The organism is Nocardioides sp. (assembly GCF_964229035.1).
Lineage (GTDB): Bacteria > Actinomycetota > Actinomycetes > Propionibacteriales > Nocardioidaceae > Nocardioides.
Map to the genome: position 1 here is coordinate 82,284 of NZ_CAXRAZ010000028.1, position 14,412 is coordinate 96,695.

At 72.5% G+C, this 14,412-nt stretch carries 13 protein-coding genes; all 13 read left to right on the plus strand.

Annotation, left to right across the window (positions count from 1 at the left end; genetic code table 11):
* Positions 1–67 precede the first annotated feature (67 nt).
* The 13 genes from pheS to ACERUN_RS09335 all read left to right on the plus strand — a co-directional run bounded on the left by pheS (position 68) and on the right by ACERUN_RS09335 (position 13,989).
* Complete coding sequence (pheS, locus tag ACERUN_RS09275) at positions 68–1,165, plus strand: phenylalanine--tRNA ligase subunit alpha (protein WP_370289612.1); 1,098 nt, start codon at positions 68–70, stop codon at positions 1,163–1,165.
* Positions 1,166–3,649: a phenylalanine--tRNA ligase subunit beta gene (gene pheT, locus ACERUN_RS09280; RefSeq protein WP_370289613.1), complete on the plus strand. Its 2,484-nt coding sequence runs from the start codon at positions 1,166–1,168 to the stop codon at positions 3,647–3,649. It abuts the gene before it with no gap.
* A 73-nt stretch (positions 3,650–3,722) separates the two neighbouring features.
* Positions 3,723–4,784: an N-acetyl-gamma-glutamyl-phosphate reductase gene (gene argC / locus ACERUN_RS09285; RefSeq protein ID WP_370289614.1), complete on the plus strand. Its 1,062-nt coding sequence runs from the start codon at positions 3,723–3,725 to the stop codon at positions 4,782–4,784.
* Complete coding sequence (locus ACERUN_RS09290; RefSeq protein ID WP_370289615.1) at positions 4,781–5,254, plus strand: hypothetical protein; 474 nt, start codon at positions 4,781–4,783, stop codon at positions 5,252–5,254. The genes argC and ACERUN_RS09290 overlap by 4 nt, the downstream gene beginning before the upstream one ends.
* 43 nt (positions 5,255–5,297) lie before the next feature.
* Positions 5,298–6,449: a bifunctional glutamate N-acetyltransferase/amino-acid acetyltransferase ArgJ gene (argJ, locus tag ACERUN_RS09295; RefSeq protein WP_370289616.1), complete on the plus strand. Its 1,152-nt coding sequence runs from the start codon at positions 5,298–5,300 to the stop codon at positions 6,447–6,449.
* Positions 6,446–7,396 carry an acetylglutamate kinase gene (argB, locus tag ACERUN_RS09300; protein WP_370289617.1) on the plus strand — a complete coding sequence of 317 codons (951 nt, stop codon included), beginning with the start codon at positions 6,446–6,448 and terminating at the stop codon, positions 7,394–7,396. Before argJ ends, argB begins: the two co-directional genes overlap by 4 nt.
* Positions 7,393–8,610, plus strand: a complete 1,218-nt coding sequence (locus ACERUN_RS09305) for an acetylornithine transaminase (RefSeq protein ID WP_370289618.1) — start codon at positions 7,393–7,395, stop codon at positions 8,608–8,610. The genes argB and ACERUN_RS09305 overlap by 4 nt, the downstream gene beginning before the upstream one ends.
* Entirely contained in the window at positions 8,607–9,536 is a 930-nt protein-coding gene (gene argF, locus ACERUN_RS09310) for an ornithine carbamoyltransferase (protein WP_370289619.1), read from the plus strand. The genes ACERUN_RS09305 and argF overlap by 4 nt, the downstream gene beginning before the upstream one ends.
* Positions 9,533–10,045, plus strand: coding sequence for an arginine repressor (locus tag ACERUN_RS09315; RefSeq protein ID WP_370289620.1), 513 nt, complete (start codon positions 9,533–9,535; stop codon positions 10,043–10,045). The genes argF and ACERUN_RS09315 overlap by 4 nt, the downstream gene beginning before the upstream one ends.
* Positions 10,046–11,476 carry an argininosuccinate synthase gene (argG, locus tag ACERUN_RS09320; protein ID WP_370289622.1) on the plus strand — a complete coding sequence of 477 codons (1,431 nt, stop codon included), beginning with the start codon at positions 10,046–10,048 and terminating at the stop codon, positions 11,474–11,476. It abuts the gene before it with no gap.
* Between the two features lie 3 nt (positions 11,477–11,479).
* Positions 11,480–11,971 carry an NUDIX domain-containing protein gene (locus ACERUN_RS09325; protein WP_370289623.1) on the plus strand — a complete coding sequence of 164 codons (492 nt, stop codon included), beginning with the start codon at positions 11,480–11,482 and terminating at the stop codon, positions 11,969–11,971.
* A complete protein-coding gene (gene argH, locus ACERUN_RS09330) occupies positions 11,968–13,401 on the plus strand; it encodes an argininosuccinate lyase (protein WP_370289624.1) in 1,434 nt (477 codons plus the stop codon). Before ACERUN_RS09325 ends, argH begins: the two co-directional genes overlap by 4 nt.
* A gap of 9 nt (positions 13,402–13,410) precedes the next feature.
* A complete protein-coding gene (locus ACERUN_RS09335) occupies positions 13,411–13,989 on the plus strand; it encodes a DNA-3-methyladenine glycosylase (RefSeq protein WP_370289625.1) in 579 nt (192 codons plus the stop codon).
* Positions 13,990–14,412 lie beyond the last annotated feature (423 nt).

Genomic DNA, 14,412 nt, shown 5'->3' on the forward strand with positions numbered 1-14,412 from the left:
CCCCGTGCCGCCCGCGCCGCGATACCGGTTCGCCCGCCCCCGGCCGCGGTTCCTAGACTGACCGGCGATGTCCGGCCCGAATACTGACTACGACCCCGTGGAGGTCGCCGCCGTGAGCCCAGCCGAGGTTGAGGCCGCGCGCGACGCCGCGCTCGCCGCGATCGCCGACGCCGCCGACCTCGAGCAGCTCAAGGCGGTGCGCACCGAGCACGCGGGCGACCGCTCGCCGCTGGCGCTCGCCAACCGAGAGATCGGCGCGCTCCCGCCGGCCGCCCGCAAGGAGGTCGGCCAGCGGGTCGGCCAGGCCCGCGGCGCGGTCAACCGGGCGCTCGCGGCGCGCCAGGAGGTGCTCGAGGCGGAGCACGAGGCGCGCATCCTCGTCGAGGAGGCCGTCGACGTCACGCTTCCGACCGATCGCGAGCCCGTGGGCGCGCGGCACCCGCTCACCACCGGCGCGGAGCTGATCGCCGACATCTTCGTGGCGATGGGTTGGGAGGTCGCCGAAGGCCCGGTCATCGAGGCCGAATGGCTCAACTTCGACGCCCTCAACCTCGGTCCGGACCACCCGGCCCGCACCATGCAGGACACCTTCTGGACCGAGCCGGCCGACCGGCACGTCGTCCTGCGCACCCACACCAGCCCCGTGCAGGCGCGCACGATGCTGACCCGCACCCCGCCGATCTACGTCGTGTGCCCGGGGCGGGTCTTCCGCACCGACGAGTACGACGCCACCCACTCGCCGATGTTCCACCAGGTCGAGGGGCTCGCGATCGACGAGGGCATCTCGATGGCCCACCTCAAGGGCACCCTCGACCATTTCGCGTCCCGCATGTTCGGCGAGGGCATCTCCACCCGTTTCCGCCCGTCGTACTTCCCCTTCACCGAGCCCAGCGCCGAGGTCGACCTCGTCTGCTTCGTGTGCCGCGGCGTCGACCCCGACGCCTGCCGCACCTGCCGCGGCGAGGGCTGGATCGAGTGGGGCGGCTGCGGCATCGTCAACCCGCGCGTCCTGCGCGCCTGCGGCGTCGATCCCGAGCGCTACTCGGGCTTCGCGTTCGGCATGGGCATCGACCGCACCCTCATGTTCCGCCACGGTCTCGAGGACCTGCGCACGCTCTTCGAGGGCGACGTGCGCTTCACCACCGCATTCGGAAGCGAGCTGTAGATGAAGGCCCCCGTCTCCTGGATCCGGGAGCTCGTCGACCTGCCCGACCACGTCACCACGGCAGCGCTCACCGACCGCCTCACCGCGCTCGGCCTGAAGCTGGAGGGCATCACCGCCGCCGGCGCCGACATCACCGGCCCGCTCGTGGTGGGCCGCGTGCTCACCCGCGAGCCCGAGCCGCAGAAGAACGGCAAGGTCATCAACTGGTGCACCGTCGACGTCGGCGACGCCAACGGCACCGGCGAGCCCCAGGGCATCGTGTGCGGGGCGCACAACTTCGACGCCGGCGACCTCGTCGTCGTCGTGCTCCCGGGCGCCGTGCTGCCCGGTGACTTCGCCATCTCGGCGCGCAAGACCTACGGCCACCTCTCCGCAGGCATGATCTGCTCGGCCGCCGAGCTCGGCCTCTCCGACGACCACGACGGCATCATCGTGCTGCCTCCTGACGCGGCGGAGCCGGGCACCGACGCCTACGACCTCCTCGGCCTCGGGGAGGAGATCATCGAGTTCGAGATCAACCCCGACCGCGCCTACGCGCTCTCGCTGCGCGGCGTGGCCCGTGAGGCGGCACTCGGCTTCGGCGTGCCGTTCACCGACCCCGCCGCGCGCGAGGTCCCGGCCGTCGATGGCTCCGCCTGGCCGGTCGAGGTCCACGACCCTGCCGGCTGCCCCGTCTTCGCTGCGCGCTTGGTGTCGGGTGTCGACCCCGCGCGCCCGACCCCCGACGTCATCCGTCGCCGTCTCGAGCAGGCGGGCATGCGCTCGATCTCACTCGCCGTCGACATCACCAACTACGTGATGCTCGAGCTGGGTCAGCCGATCCACGGCTACGACGCCGACAAGGTGGCCGGCACCCTGGGCGTGCGCCGCGCCCGCGAGGGCGAGCACCTCACCACCCTGGACGGCGTGGAGCGCGTGCTCTCGCCCGAGGACCTCGTCATCACCGACGACTCCGGCCCCATCGGCCTCGCGGGGGTGATGGGCGGCGCCACCACGGAGATGAGCGACACCACGACGCGCATCCTCATCGAGGCCGCGCACTGGGACGCCACCTCGATGTTCCGCACCGGCCGCCGCCACCGCCTCACCTCCGAGGCCGGCAAGCGCAACGAGCGGGGCGTCGACCCGCTCCTGCCGGCGATCGCGGCCGACCGCGTGGTCGAGCTGCTGGTGGAGCACGGCGGCGGCGTCGCCGAGCCGGGGCACACCCTCGTGGGGCAGGCGCCCGAGCGGCCCGTGATCTCGATCGCCGCCGACCTGCCCGCGCGCATCAGCGGCATCGAGGTCTCGCCCATGACCACCGTCGAGCACCTGCGGGCCATCGGCGCCGAGGTGAGCGAGGGTGGCACCGGCTCGCTCGACGTCCTCGTCCCGAGCTGGCGACCCGACCTCAACGACCCCTACGACCTCGTCGAGGAGGTCGTGCGCATCGTGGGGTACGACCAGGTGCCGAGCGTGCTGCCGCGCCCGGTCGGAGGCCGCGGGCTCACCACCTCCCAGCGGCTGCGCCGACGGGTCGGGCGCACGCTGGCCGGCGCCGGCTGCACCGAGGTCGTCAGCTTCCCGTTCGTCGGGGAGCGCACCTTCGACCGGCTCGGCCTTCCCGCCGACGACCCCCGTCGGGTCACGGTCGGGCTCGCCAACCCGCTCTCCAGCGAGGAGCCGGCCTACACCACCACGCTGCTGCCAGGTCTGCTCGAGGCCGCCTCGCGCAACATCAGCCGCGGCGCACCGGGGGTCTCCGTCTTCGAGACCGCCACCGTCGCCTTCGGCGTGGACGACGCACCCGCGCCGATCTACGGCGTGCAGGGCCGTCCGAGCGACACCGAGCTCCAGCGTCTCCTCGAGGCGCTTCCCGTGCAGCCGCTCCACCTGGGCGTCGTCCTGGCGGGGGAGCGGGAGCGCTCCGGTTGGTGGGGCGCCGGACGCGATGCCGCCTGGAGCGATGCGCTCGGTCTCGTGCGACGGCTGGCCGACGAGCTCGGTGTCACTGTCAGCCTCGGGCCGGCGAACCGCATGCCCTGGCACCCGGGCCGCTGCGCGGTCGTGAGCATCGACGGCGTCGAGATCGGCTACGCGGGAGAGATCCACCCCACGGTGTGCCGCGCCTTCGGGCTCCCCGCGCGCAGCGCCGCGCTGGAGATCGACCTCGACTCGCTGCTCGCAGCGGTCCCGGCGGTCACGCCCGGTCCCCGCTTCTCGGCGATGCCCGTGGCCAAGGAGGACGTCGCACTCGTCGTCGACGCCGACATCAGCGTGGCGACCGTCGAGGCGGCACTGCGCGACGGCGCCGGCGAGCTGCTGGAGTCGGTGCGCCTGTTCGACGTCTACACCGGCGCCCAGGTCGGCGAGGGACGTCGCTCGCTCGCGTTCGCTCTGCGCTTCCGGGCCGAGGGTCGCACCCTCACCGAGGAGGAGACCGGTGCCGCTCGCGACGCTGCTGTCGCCGTGGCGGCCGAGCGCTGCGGCGCCGTCCAGCGCTGACCCTGCCGCCGATCGGCGTCGTCCTCGCGGACAGGTGCGTCATGAACATGCATGATGGTGTATGTTCATGCGCATGTCGACGAGGACGAGGGTGGCGGTCGCCGGTGCGAGCGGCTACGCCGGGGGCGAGGTGCTGCGCCTGCTGCTCCACCACCCCGAGGTCGAGATCGGCGCGCTGACCGCGGGAAGCAACGCGGGTGAGAGCCTCGGATCGCTCCAGCCCCACCTGCTGCCGCTGGCCGACCGCGTCCTCGAGCCCACCACGGCCGAGGTCCTCGGCGGTCACGCCGTGGTCTTCCTCGCCCTGCCGCACGGTCAGAGCGGGGCGCTCGCCGAGCAGCTGGCGGCGGCCGACCCGGACGTGGTCGTCATCGACTGCGGCGCCGACTTCCGGCTCGAGGACGCCGAGGTGTGGCAGCGCTTCTACGGCTCGGCGCACGCCGGCACCTGGCCCTACGGACTACCGGAGCTCCCCGGCGCGCGCGAGGCGCTGCGGGGTGCGCGGCGCATCGCCGTCCCCGGCTGCTACCCGACGGTGTCGACGCTGACACTCGCGCCCGCGGTGGCCGCCGGCCTCGTCGAGCCGGACGTCGTGGTGGTCGCGGCCTCCGGCACCAGCGGTGCGGGCAAGGCGGCCAAGACCCACCTCCTGGGCAGCGAGATCATGGGCAACGCCAGCGCCTACGGCGTCGGCGGCGGGCACCGGCACACCCCCGAGATCGCGCAGAACCTCGGACGCCTGCTGGAGGGCGGCGCTGACGCGGTCGCGGTCAGCTTCACCCCGCTGCTCGTGCCGATGTCGCGGGGCATCCTCGCCACCTGCTCAGCGCCGCTCGCCGCCTCGGCCGACGAGATCGACGCCACTGTCGCGCGCGCCGTCTACGCCGAGGCCTACGCCGACGAGCCGTTCGTCCACCTGCTGCCCGAGGGTCAGTGGCCCCAGACGCAGGCGGTGCTGGGCTCCAACGCCGTGCACCTGCAGGTCACCGTCGACCCGGTGGCGCGGCGTCTCGTCGCCGTCGGTGCGGTCGACAACCTCGCCAAGGGCACCGCCGGCGCCGCCGTGCAGTGCATGAACCTCGCCCTGGGTCTCGCCGAGACCACCGGCCTCAGCACGGTAGGAATGGCCCCGTGACCTCTTCGAACGATCCCGTCGAGCCCACCGACGTCCCCGACTCCGGCGGCGCCACGCTCGAGCTCGCCCGCTTCCCCGAGACCCTGGCCGTGGTGCGCCTGGCGGCCGGTTCCGACCTGCCCGAGTGGGCCGAGTCCTCCTCGGTGTTCGCGATCGTCGCCAACGCCACCCACACCACGCTGGTGTGCGCGGGCCGCAGCGTCCCGCGCAAGGTCCCGCAGCGCAAGCCGTTCACCGCCTTCGCGGTCGAGGCCCGTCACGAGGGTGCGGAGTCCACGACCGAGCGCGTGCCCGGCGACCTCACGGCGCTGCTCGCCCTGCTGGTGCCGCTCGCCGAGGCCGGGCTCGAGGCCGTGCCCGTCCCCACCTTCGACGCCGACTGGGTGCTGGTGCCCGCGGCCCAGGCCGACCGCGCGGAGGAGGCGTGGCGACGATCGGGGCACAGCATCGCCCCCGCCGTCCCCGTCTGAGCCGTCCCTCCCGCGCCGTGCGCGCCACCCAGCAAGGATCACCATGAGCGTCACCCACCCCGCCGGCTTCACCGCTGCCGGCGCCGCCATCGGCCTCAAGGCCAGCGGCGGCAAGGATCTCGCCCTCGTCGTCAACACCGGCCCCCGCTTCGACTCCGCCACCGTCTTCACGAGCAACCGCTGCAAGGCCAACCCGGTGCTGTGGAGCGAGCAGGTCGTCGCCGACGGCGTCGTGCGCGCCGTCGTCCTCAACTCGGGAGGGGCCAACTGCTACACCGGCCCCGAGGGCTTCGTCACCACCCACCGGGTCGCCGAGGAGGTCGCCGGCCTGCTGGGCGTCGGGGCCGTCGACGTCGTGGTGTGCTCCACCGGCCTCATCGGGCTGGCCAACGACCGCGACACGCTGCTCGCCGGCGTGCGCACCGTGCACGCGGCCCTGAGCGACGACGGCGGTTCGGACGCCGCCGAGGCGATCATGACCACCGACACGGTGAGCAAGCAGGTGGTCGTCCAGCGCGAGGGGTGGAGCATCGGGGCGATGGCGAAGGGCGCCGGCATGCTGGCGCCCGCCCTGGCGACGATGCTCGTCGTCATCACCACCGACGCCGTCGTCCCCGCCCCGGCACTGGACGCCGCCCTCCGGGCCGCCACCCGGGTGAGCTTCGACCGGCTCGACTCCGACGGCTGCCAGTCCACCAACGACACCGTGACCCTCCTGGCCAGCGGCGCCTCCGGCGTCGAGCCCGCGGCCGAGGAGTTCGCTGCGGCGCTCACCGAGGTCTGTGTCGCGCTGGCCCGGCAGTTGCTGGCCGACGCCGAGGGTGCGGACCACGAGATCGCCATCACCACCCGCGGCGCCGCCAGCGAGGACGACGCCGTGGAGGTCGGTCGCAGCGTCGCGCGCAGCAACCTGTTCAAGGCCGCCGTGTTCGGCAAGGACCCCAACTGGGGCCGCGTGCTGGCGTCGGTCGGCACCACCGCGGCCGCCTTCGACCCCGCCGATCTCGACGTCGCGATCAACGACGTGTGGGTCTGCCGCTCCAGCACCCCGGCCGAGGACCCCTCCCTCGTCGACCTCGCCCCGCGCGAGGTCACCGTCACCATCGACCTCAAGGTGGGTGATGCCGAGGCCACGGTCTGGACCAACGACCTCACGCACGCCTACGTGCACGAGAACAGCGCCTACAGCTCATGAGCGACACGATCCTGCCTGCTGCCGCGCCCACCGAGCCCGGCAAGCCCGATCCCTACAAGGCGGCCACCCTCGCCGGCGCGCTGCCGTGGCTGAAGGCCTACCACGGCAAGGTCGTCGTGGTGAAGTACGGCGGCAACGCCATGACCGACGACGTCCTCAAGCGTGCCTTCGCCGAGGACATCGCCTTCCTCCGCTTCGCCGGCTTCCGCCCGGTCGTGGTGCACGGGGGAGGGCCCCAGATCTCCACGATGCTCGCCCGCCTCGGGATCGAGTCGGAGTTCCGCGGCGGCCTGCGCGTCACCACCCCCGAGGCCATGGACGTCGTCCGGATGGTGCTGGTGGGTCAGGTGCAGCGCGAGCTCGTAGGCCTCATCAACGAGCACGGTCCGCTGGCCGTGGGTCTCTCCGGCGAGGACGCCGGCCTCTTCACCGCCGAGGCCACCGGCACGGTGGTCGACGGCGAGGAGGTCGACCTCGGCCTGGTGGGCGAGGTGGCGCAGGTGCGCCCGGAGGCGGTGCTCGACCTCATCGAGGCCGGCCGCATCCCCGTCGTCTCGAGCGTCGCACCCGATGTCGCGGGCGTCGTCCACAACGTCAACGCCGACGCGGCGGCCGCCGCGCTCGCGGTGGCTCTCGGCGCCGAGAAGCTCCTCGTGCTCACCGACGTCGAAGGTCTCTACCTCGACTGGCCCGATCCCGAGGAGGTCATCGGCGAGATCAGCCCCGAGGCACTGGAGGAGATCCTCCCGACGCTCGCCAGCGGCATGATCCCGAAGATGGGCGCGTGCCTGCAGGCGGTGCGCGGGGGAGTGCCTCGCGCGACGGTCGTCGACGGACGCGAGCCGCACGCCGTCCTCCTGGAGCTCTTCACCGACGAGGGGGTCGGCACGCAGGTGCTGCCCGGCGTCACCACCAAGACCCGCAAGGCCCGGGAGACCCAGTCATGACCACGACGTCGAACACGGCCACCAGCACCGCCAGCACGTCCGAGCGGTGGATCGAGCGCTACGCGGGTGCCGTGATGAACACCTTCGGCCCGCCCAAGCTCGTGCTCGAGCGCGGCGAGGGCTGTCGCGTCTGGGACGTCGACGGCCGCTCCTACGTCGACTTCCTCGGTGGCATCGCCGTCAACACGCTGGGCCACGCGCACCCCGCGCTGGTCGGCGCCGTGCACGCCCAGATGCTGCGACTCGGTCACATCTCGAACTTCTTCGCCAGCCCGCCCCAGGTCGAGCTCGCGGAGCGGTTGCTCGCGCTCACCGCGTGCGGCACCGATGGCCGGGTCTTCTTCTGCAACTCCGGAGCCGAGGCCAACGAGGCCGCGTTCAAGATGACCCGGCGCACCGGCCGCACCCGCATCATCGCCATGGAGGACGCCTTCCACGGCCGCACGATCGGAGCCCTCGCCCTCACGTCGAAGCCGGCCTACCGCGAGCCCTTCGAGCCGCTGCCCGGCGACGTCTCCTGGGTGCCCTACGGCGACCTCGCCGCCCTCGAGGCCGCCGTCGACGAGTACACCGCCGCCGTCGTCATCGAACCCCTGCAGGGGGAGGCCGGCGTCAACGTCGCCTCCGCGGAGTTCCTGCAGGGAGCGCGCTCGATCACCGCCGCGCACGGTGCCCTGCTCTGGCTCGACGAGATCCAGAGCGGCATGGGTCGCACCGGCACCTGGCTGGCCTCCCATCCCTCCGGCGTCGTGCCCGACATCGTCACGCTCGCCAAGGGCCTCGCCGGCGGGGTGCCGATCGGCGCCTGCCTCGGGCTGGGCGAGGCGGCCACCCTGCTGCAGCCCGGCAACCACGGCACGACGTTCGGCGGCAACCCGGTGGCCACAGCGGCCGCGCTCGCCGTCATCTCCGCCATCGAGGACGACGGGCTGCTCGCCAACGCCACCGCGATGGGCGACCGGCTGCGTGCCGGGCTCGCAGCCGACGCCCGCGTCACCGAGGTGCGCGGGTGCGGGGTGCTCGTGGGGCTCACGCTCGCCGCTGCTCGGGCACCGGAGGTCGTCGCGGCCGCCCTGGACGCCGGTTGGATCATCAACGCCACCGGACCCGACCGCCTGCGCTTCGCGCCGCCGCTGATCGTGTCGGCCGCCGAGGTCGACGCGCTCCTCGCCGCCTGGCCGTCGATCCTCGACGCGGCGGGGGTGGGCGCATGACCCGCTCGCTGCTGCGCGACGACGACCTCAGCCCCGCCGAGCAGGCCGAGATCCTGGCGCTCGCCGCCCGCCTCAAGGCCGATCCCTACGGCCACCGCCCGCTCACCGGTCCCCGCACGGTGGCGATGGTCTTCGACAAGCCGACGCTGCGCACGCAGGCCTCCTTCGCCGCCGGCATCGCGGAGCTGGGCGGTCACGCGATGCTCGTCGACGGCGCTCTCGCCGGCATCGGCAAGCGCGAGTCCGTCGCGGATGTCGCCCGCGTGCTCGGCCGCCAGGCCTCGCAGATCGTGTGGCGCACCTACGCCCAGACCGACCTCGAGCAGATGGCCGAGTACTCGGGCGTGCCGGTGATCAACGCGCTCACCGACGACTTCCACCCCTGCCAGCTGCTCGCCGACCTCCTCACGCTCCAGGAGCACTTCGACCGTCTGGCCGGACTCAGCGTGGCCTTCGTCGGCGACGCCGCCTGCAACATGGGCAACTCCTGGGCGCTCGCCGGCGCGACCGCCGGTGTGCGGGTGCGTTTCGGGTGCCCCGACGGCTACGCGCCGGCCACCGACGTCGTCGAGCGGGCCAACGCGATCGGTGCGACGACGGGCGGCGAGGTCTCGGTCACCGACGACGCAGCAGCCGCGGTCGCCGGGGTCGACGTGGTCATCACCGACACCTGGGTCTCGATGGGCAAGGAGGACGAGGCCGAGGAGCGGCGACGGGTGTTCACGCCCTTCGCGGTCACCGCCGACCTGGTGGCGCAGGCCGCCGACCACGCCGTCGTCCTGCACTGCCTGCCGGCCTATCGCGGCGCGGAGATCGCAGCCGACGTGCTCGACGGCCCGCGCAGCCTGGTGTGGGAGGAGGCCGAGAACCGGCGTCACGCGCAGAAGGCCGTGATGGCGTGGCTGCAGGAGCGGGCCGGGTCATGACCGGGCACGCGCGCATCCCCGACACCAAGAGCGCCCGGCAGGCGGTGATCGTCGAGCTGCTCGAGAGCCGTCCGGTGCACTCCCAGCCCGAGCTGGCCGACCTGCTGGCCGAACGCGGCCTCCACGTCACGCAGACGACGCTGAGCCGCGACCTCGTCGACCTCGACGCCGTCAAGATCCGCGACGCCAGCGGCGCGCTCGTCTACGCCGTCCCGGCCGAGGGCGGCGATCGCACTCCCACCGCCCGTGAGTCGGGAGCCGCGACCCAGCGGCTCTCGCGCCTGGCCGCCGAGCTGCTCGTCAGCGCGGAGTCCAGCGCCAACCTGGTGGTGCTGCGCACCCCTCCGGGTGCGGCACAGTTCCTCGCGAGCGCCGTCGACAAGGCGGAGCTCGCAGACGTCCTCGGCACCATCGCCGGCGACGACACCGTGCTCGTCATCGGGCGCGATCCCGCCGGCGGGGCCGAGCTGGCCCGACGGTTCACCTCCCTCGCCGAAAGGAACGAGTAGTTGAGCAAGGTCCTGACCTCCCTGCCGAAGGGTGAGCGTGTCGGCATCGCCTTCTCGGGCGGCCTCGACACCTCGGTGGCGGTCGCGTGGATGCGCGACAAGGGCGCCGTCCCCTGCACCTACACCGCCGACATCGGCCAGTACGACGAGCCCGACATCTCCGGCGTCCCGGCCCGCGCGCTGCAGTACGGCGCCGAGATCGCCCGTGCGGTCGACTGCCGGCGCGAGCTGGTGGAGGAGGGTCTCGCGGCCCTCGCGTGCGGTGCGTTCCACATCCGCTCGGGAGGTCGCGCCTACTTCAACACCACCCCGCTGGGGCGCGCGGTCACCGGAACGAAGCTCGTGCGCGCGATGCACGAGGACGGCGTCGACATCTGGGGCGACGGCTCCACCTTCAAGGGCAACGACATCGAGCGCTTCTACCGCTACGGCCTGCTCGCCAACCCGGCGCTGCGCATCTACAAGCCGTGGCTGGACGCCGACTTCGTCACCGAGCTCGGCGGTCGCGCCGAGATGAGCCAGTGGCTCACCGAGCACGGCCTGCCGTACCGCGACTCCAAGGAGAAGGCGTACTCCACCGACGCCAACATCTGGGGCGCCACCCACGAGGCCAAGACCCTCGAGCACCTCGACGTCTCGCTGGAGACCGTCGAGCCCATCATGGGCGTGAAGTTCTGGGACCCCTCGGTGCAGATCGAGTCCGAGGACGTCACCGTGGCCTTCGAGGCCGGCCGACCGGTCGCGATCAACGGCACCCGCTTCGACGACGCCGTGGCCCTGGTGCTGGAGGCCAACGCGATCGGCGGACGCCACGGCCTCGGCATGTCGGACCAGATCGAGAACCGCATCATCGAGGCGAAGTCGCGCGGTATCTACGAGGCGCCCGGCATGGCGCTGCTCTGGATCGCCTACGAGCGGCTCCTCAACGCCATCCACAACGAGGACACCGTCGCGATCTACCACTCCGAGGGCCGCCGCCTCGGTCGCCTGCTCTACGAGGGTCGCTGGCTCGACCCGCAGGCGCTGATGCTGCGCGAGTCCATCCAGCGCTGGATCGCCTCGCTCGTCACCGGCGAGGTCACCGTCCGCCTGCGTCGGGGCGACGACTACACGATCCTCGCCACCGACGGCCCGGCCTTCTCCTACCACCCCGACAAGCTGTCGATGGAGCGCACGGAGAACGCCGCGTTCGGTCCGATGGACCGCATCGGGCAGCTCACCATGCGCAACCTCGACATCGCCGACTCCCGCGCGAAGCTGGAGCTCTACGCCGCCCAGCCGCTCGACCAGGGGCAGGTGCTCGTCGAGCACGGCACGCTCTACGGCGAGCTCGAGGCCGGGGGTGCCGAGCAGATCGCCGAGGCGTCGTCGTCCACCAGTGAGGCCGAGGCGCTCCTGGACGACGCCGCGATGGAGTTCGGGACCGACTGAGCCGTGCACGACGAACCCTCCCGCCGCACCGTCGCCCGCGTCCTCCCGGTGGACGCGGACGGCGCCGTCCTCCTGCTGCTCGGCTGCGATCCCGCCGAGCCCGCCGTCCGGTACTGGTTCACCGTCGGGGGAGCAGTCGACGAGGGCGAGGACCTCGCCGCGGCCGCCGCGCGCGAGCTGCGGGAGGAGACGGGCATCGAGGTCGAGCCGTCGACGATGGGGGAGCCGTTCGGCACCTTCGAGGTGGGGTTCTCCTGGAACGGGCGCAACTACGTCAACGACTCCACCCTGTTCGCGGTGCACCTGCCGGAGCGGCCGCAGGAGATCAGTTTCGACGGTCTCGACCGTCTGGAGTCGCAGTCGATCTTCGAGGCGCGTTGGTTCACCCCCACGGAGCTCGAGGACGACGGCCGCGCCGTCGACCCCCGGCTCCCCGACCAGATGAGAGCGGCCGTCGCGCACGTCGCCGCGGCAGTGAACGGAGAGGCACGTTGAGCACCAACACCGGCAAGCTGTGGGGCGGCCGCTTCGAGGGTGGGCCGTCGCCCGAGCTCGAGGCGCTGTCGCGCTCCACCCACTTCGACTGGCGCCTGGGGCTCTACGACATCGCGGGCTCGCACGCGCACGCGATCGCCCTCGAGGCGGCCGGACTGCTCACGGGCCCGGAGGCCGCCGAGCTGCACCGCGGCCTCGACGTCCTCGCCGACGGCCTGCGCTCGGGGACGCTGCTCCCGGGCGGCGACGACGAGGACGTCCACGGGGCTCTCGAGCGCCTCCTCATCGAGGAGGTCGGGGCCGAGGTCGGCGGCAAGCTCCGGGCGGGCCGTTCGCGCAACGACCAGATCGCCACCCTCTTCCGCTGCTACCTGCTGGACCACGGCCGGGCGATCGCGTCCCTCGTGCTCGATCTCGCGGACGTGCTGGCCGAGCAGGCCGAGCGCCACCTCACGAGTCGCGACGGCGAGCCGGCGATCATGCCGGGGCGCACCCACCTCCAGCACGCCCAGCCGGTGCTGCTGTCGCACCACCTGCTGGCTCACGCGTGGCCGCTCGTCCGCGACGTCCAGCGTCTCGCCGACTGGCGCGGCCGGGTGCTCGGCGACTCGCCGTACGGCTCGGGTGCGCTCGCAGGGCAGAGCCTCGGCCTCGACCCCGGCGTGGTGGCCCGCGAGCTGGGCTTCACCGGGTCGAGCGCCAACTCGATCGACGGTACGGCCGCCCGCGACTTCGTTGCCGAGTTCGCCTACGTCAGCGCCCAGGTCGGCATCGACGTCAGCCGCCTCGCCGAGGAGGTCATCCTGTGGGCCACCAAGGAGTTCGGCTTCGTCACGCTGCACGACTCCTGGTCGACGGGATCGAGCATCATGCCGCAGAAGAAGAACCCCGACATCTCCGAGCTCGCGCGCGGCAAGGCCGGCCGGCTGGTCGGCAACCTGGCCGGTCTCCTCGCCACGCTCAAGGCCCTGCCCCTCGCCTACAACCGCGACCTGCAGGAGGACAAGGAGCCGGTGTTCGACTCGGTCGACACCCTCGAGGTGCTCCTGCCCGCCTTCACCGGCCAGGTCGCCACGCTCACCTTCGACGTCGAGCGGTTGGCCGAGCTCGCCCCGCAGGGCTTCTCGCTGGCCACCGACATCGCCGAGTGGCTGGTGCGCGAGGGCGTGCCGTTCCGGATCGCCCACGAGTTGGCCGGCGCCTGCGTGCGTCGGTGCGAGGAGCGCGGTATCGAGCTCGCCGACCTCTCGGACGACGACTTCGCCTCCATCTCGCCGCACCTCACCCCCGCGGTGCGATCCGTGCTGACGGTCGAGGGGTCGGTCGCCTCACGCGATGGTCGTGGCGGCACCGCTCCGGCGCGGGTGCGCGAGCAGCTCGCCGAGCTCCGCGAGGTCGTCGCGAGCCTGCGGGAGTCCGGCTCGGCCTGAGCCACGCTCATGGAGGACCTCGTCGGCCGCCCCGAGGACGTCGCACCGCGACTCCTCGGGGCGTTCGTGCATCACGGGGGCGTCACGGTGCGGCTCACCGAGGTGGAGGCCTACGGCGGTTCGGACGATCCCGGGTCGCACGCCTGGAGAGGGCGAACGGCTCGCAACGCGACGATGTTCGACCCACCCGGACGCCTCTACTGCTACCTCAGCCACGGCATCCACGTGTGCGCCAACGTCGTCGTCGGTGAGGCCGGCGTGGCCGCGGCAATCCTCCTGCGCGCGGGGGAGGTGGTCAGCGGTGCCGACCTTGCACGCGCTCGTCGCCCGGGCGCTGCCGATCGCGATCTTGCCCGCGGCCCCGGTCGTCTGGCTCGCGCTCTCGGCCTCGACCTGGACCTCGACGGCACCGACCTGGTCATCGGACCGGTGCGGCTCGAACACTCCGGTGAGCCGCCGGCCCAGGTCATGGCGGGACCGAGAGTCGGCCTGCGCGGCGCGAGCGACCGACCGTGGCGCTTCTGGATCGAGGGCGACCGGACCGTGTCCGCCTACCGCCGCAGCCCCCGGGCGGACGGCGGTTCCTGAGCGTGCGCGCCGGTCTCGAACGGGCAGGAGTACCCGCTGCCGGACGCCTCAGACGCCCCGATTTGCCATCGTGGCGACATGTGTTGGTAATGTTTCGCTCGCCGCAGCGCGGAGGAGGGCCTCGGCCGGACAAGATCCGGCAGACAGCCAGACTGGCGCGCTCGGCTGCTTGCAGAACTGGCTGCGAAACAAGGCGAAACCGCCGAGTTGACGAGGATCAGGGCCGCGAGTAAGGTTTCACAGGTTGCCCCGCGACGAAGGCCGAGAGGCCTGAACGCGAGTGCGTGTGATGTTTGAGAACTCAACAGTGTGTCATGCATAGATTGTTGTGATGTTTGTGTGCAGCAGCTTGTGCCTTTGGGTGTGGGTTGTTGTGTGTTTTCGGCAATTGATGATTCTGGCAAGTTTCTTGCTGGTGGTTGT

Bases quoted from the DNA above. Each gene is read 5' to 3' on its own strand.
- pheS (WP_370289612.1), top strand. From the start codon at position 68: ATGTCCGGCCCGAATACTGACTACGACCCCGTGGAGGTCGCCGCCGTG.
- pheT (WP_370289613.1), top strand. From the start codon at position 1,166: ATGAAGGCCCCCGTCTCCTGGATCCGGGAGCTCGTCGACCTGCCCGAC.
- argC (WP_370289614.1), top strand. From the start codon at position 3,723: ATGTCGACGAGGACGAGGGTGGCGGTCGCCGGTGCGAGCGGCTACGCC.
- argJ (WP_370289616.1), top strand. From the start codon at position 5,298: ATGAGCGTCACCCACCCCGCCGGCTTCACCGCTGCCGGCGCCGCCATC.
- argB (WP_370289617.1), top strand. From the start codon at position 6,446: ATGAGCGACACGATCCTGCCTGCTGCCGCGCCCACCGAGCCCGGCAAG.
- ACERUN_RS09305 (WP_370289618.1), top strand. From the start codon at position 7,393: ATGACCACGACGTCGAACACGGCCACCAGCACCGCCAGCACGTCCGAG.
- argF (WP_370289619.1), top strand. From the start codon at position 8,607: ATGACCCGCTCGCTGCTGCGCGACGACGACCTCAGCCCCGCCGAGCAG.
- ACERUN_RS09315 (WP_370289620.1), top strand. From the start codon at position 9,533: ATGACCGGGCACGCGCGCATCCCCGACACCAAGAGCGCCCGGCAGGCG.
- ACERUN_RS09335 (WP_370289625.1), top strand. From the start codon at position 13,411: ATGGAGGACCTCGTCGGCCGCCCCGAGGACGTCGCACCGCGACTCCTC.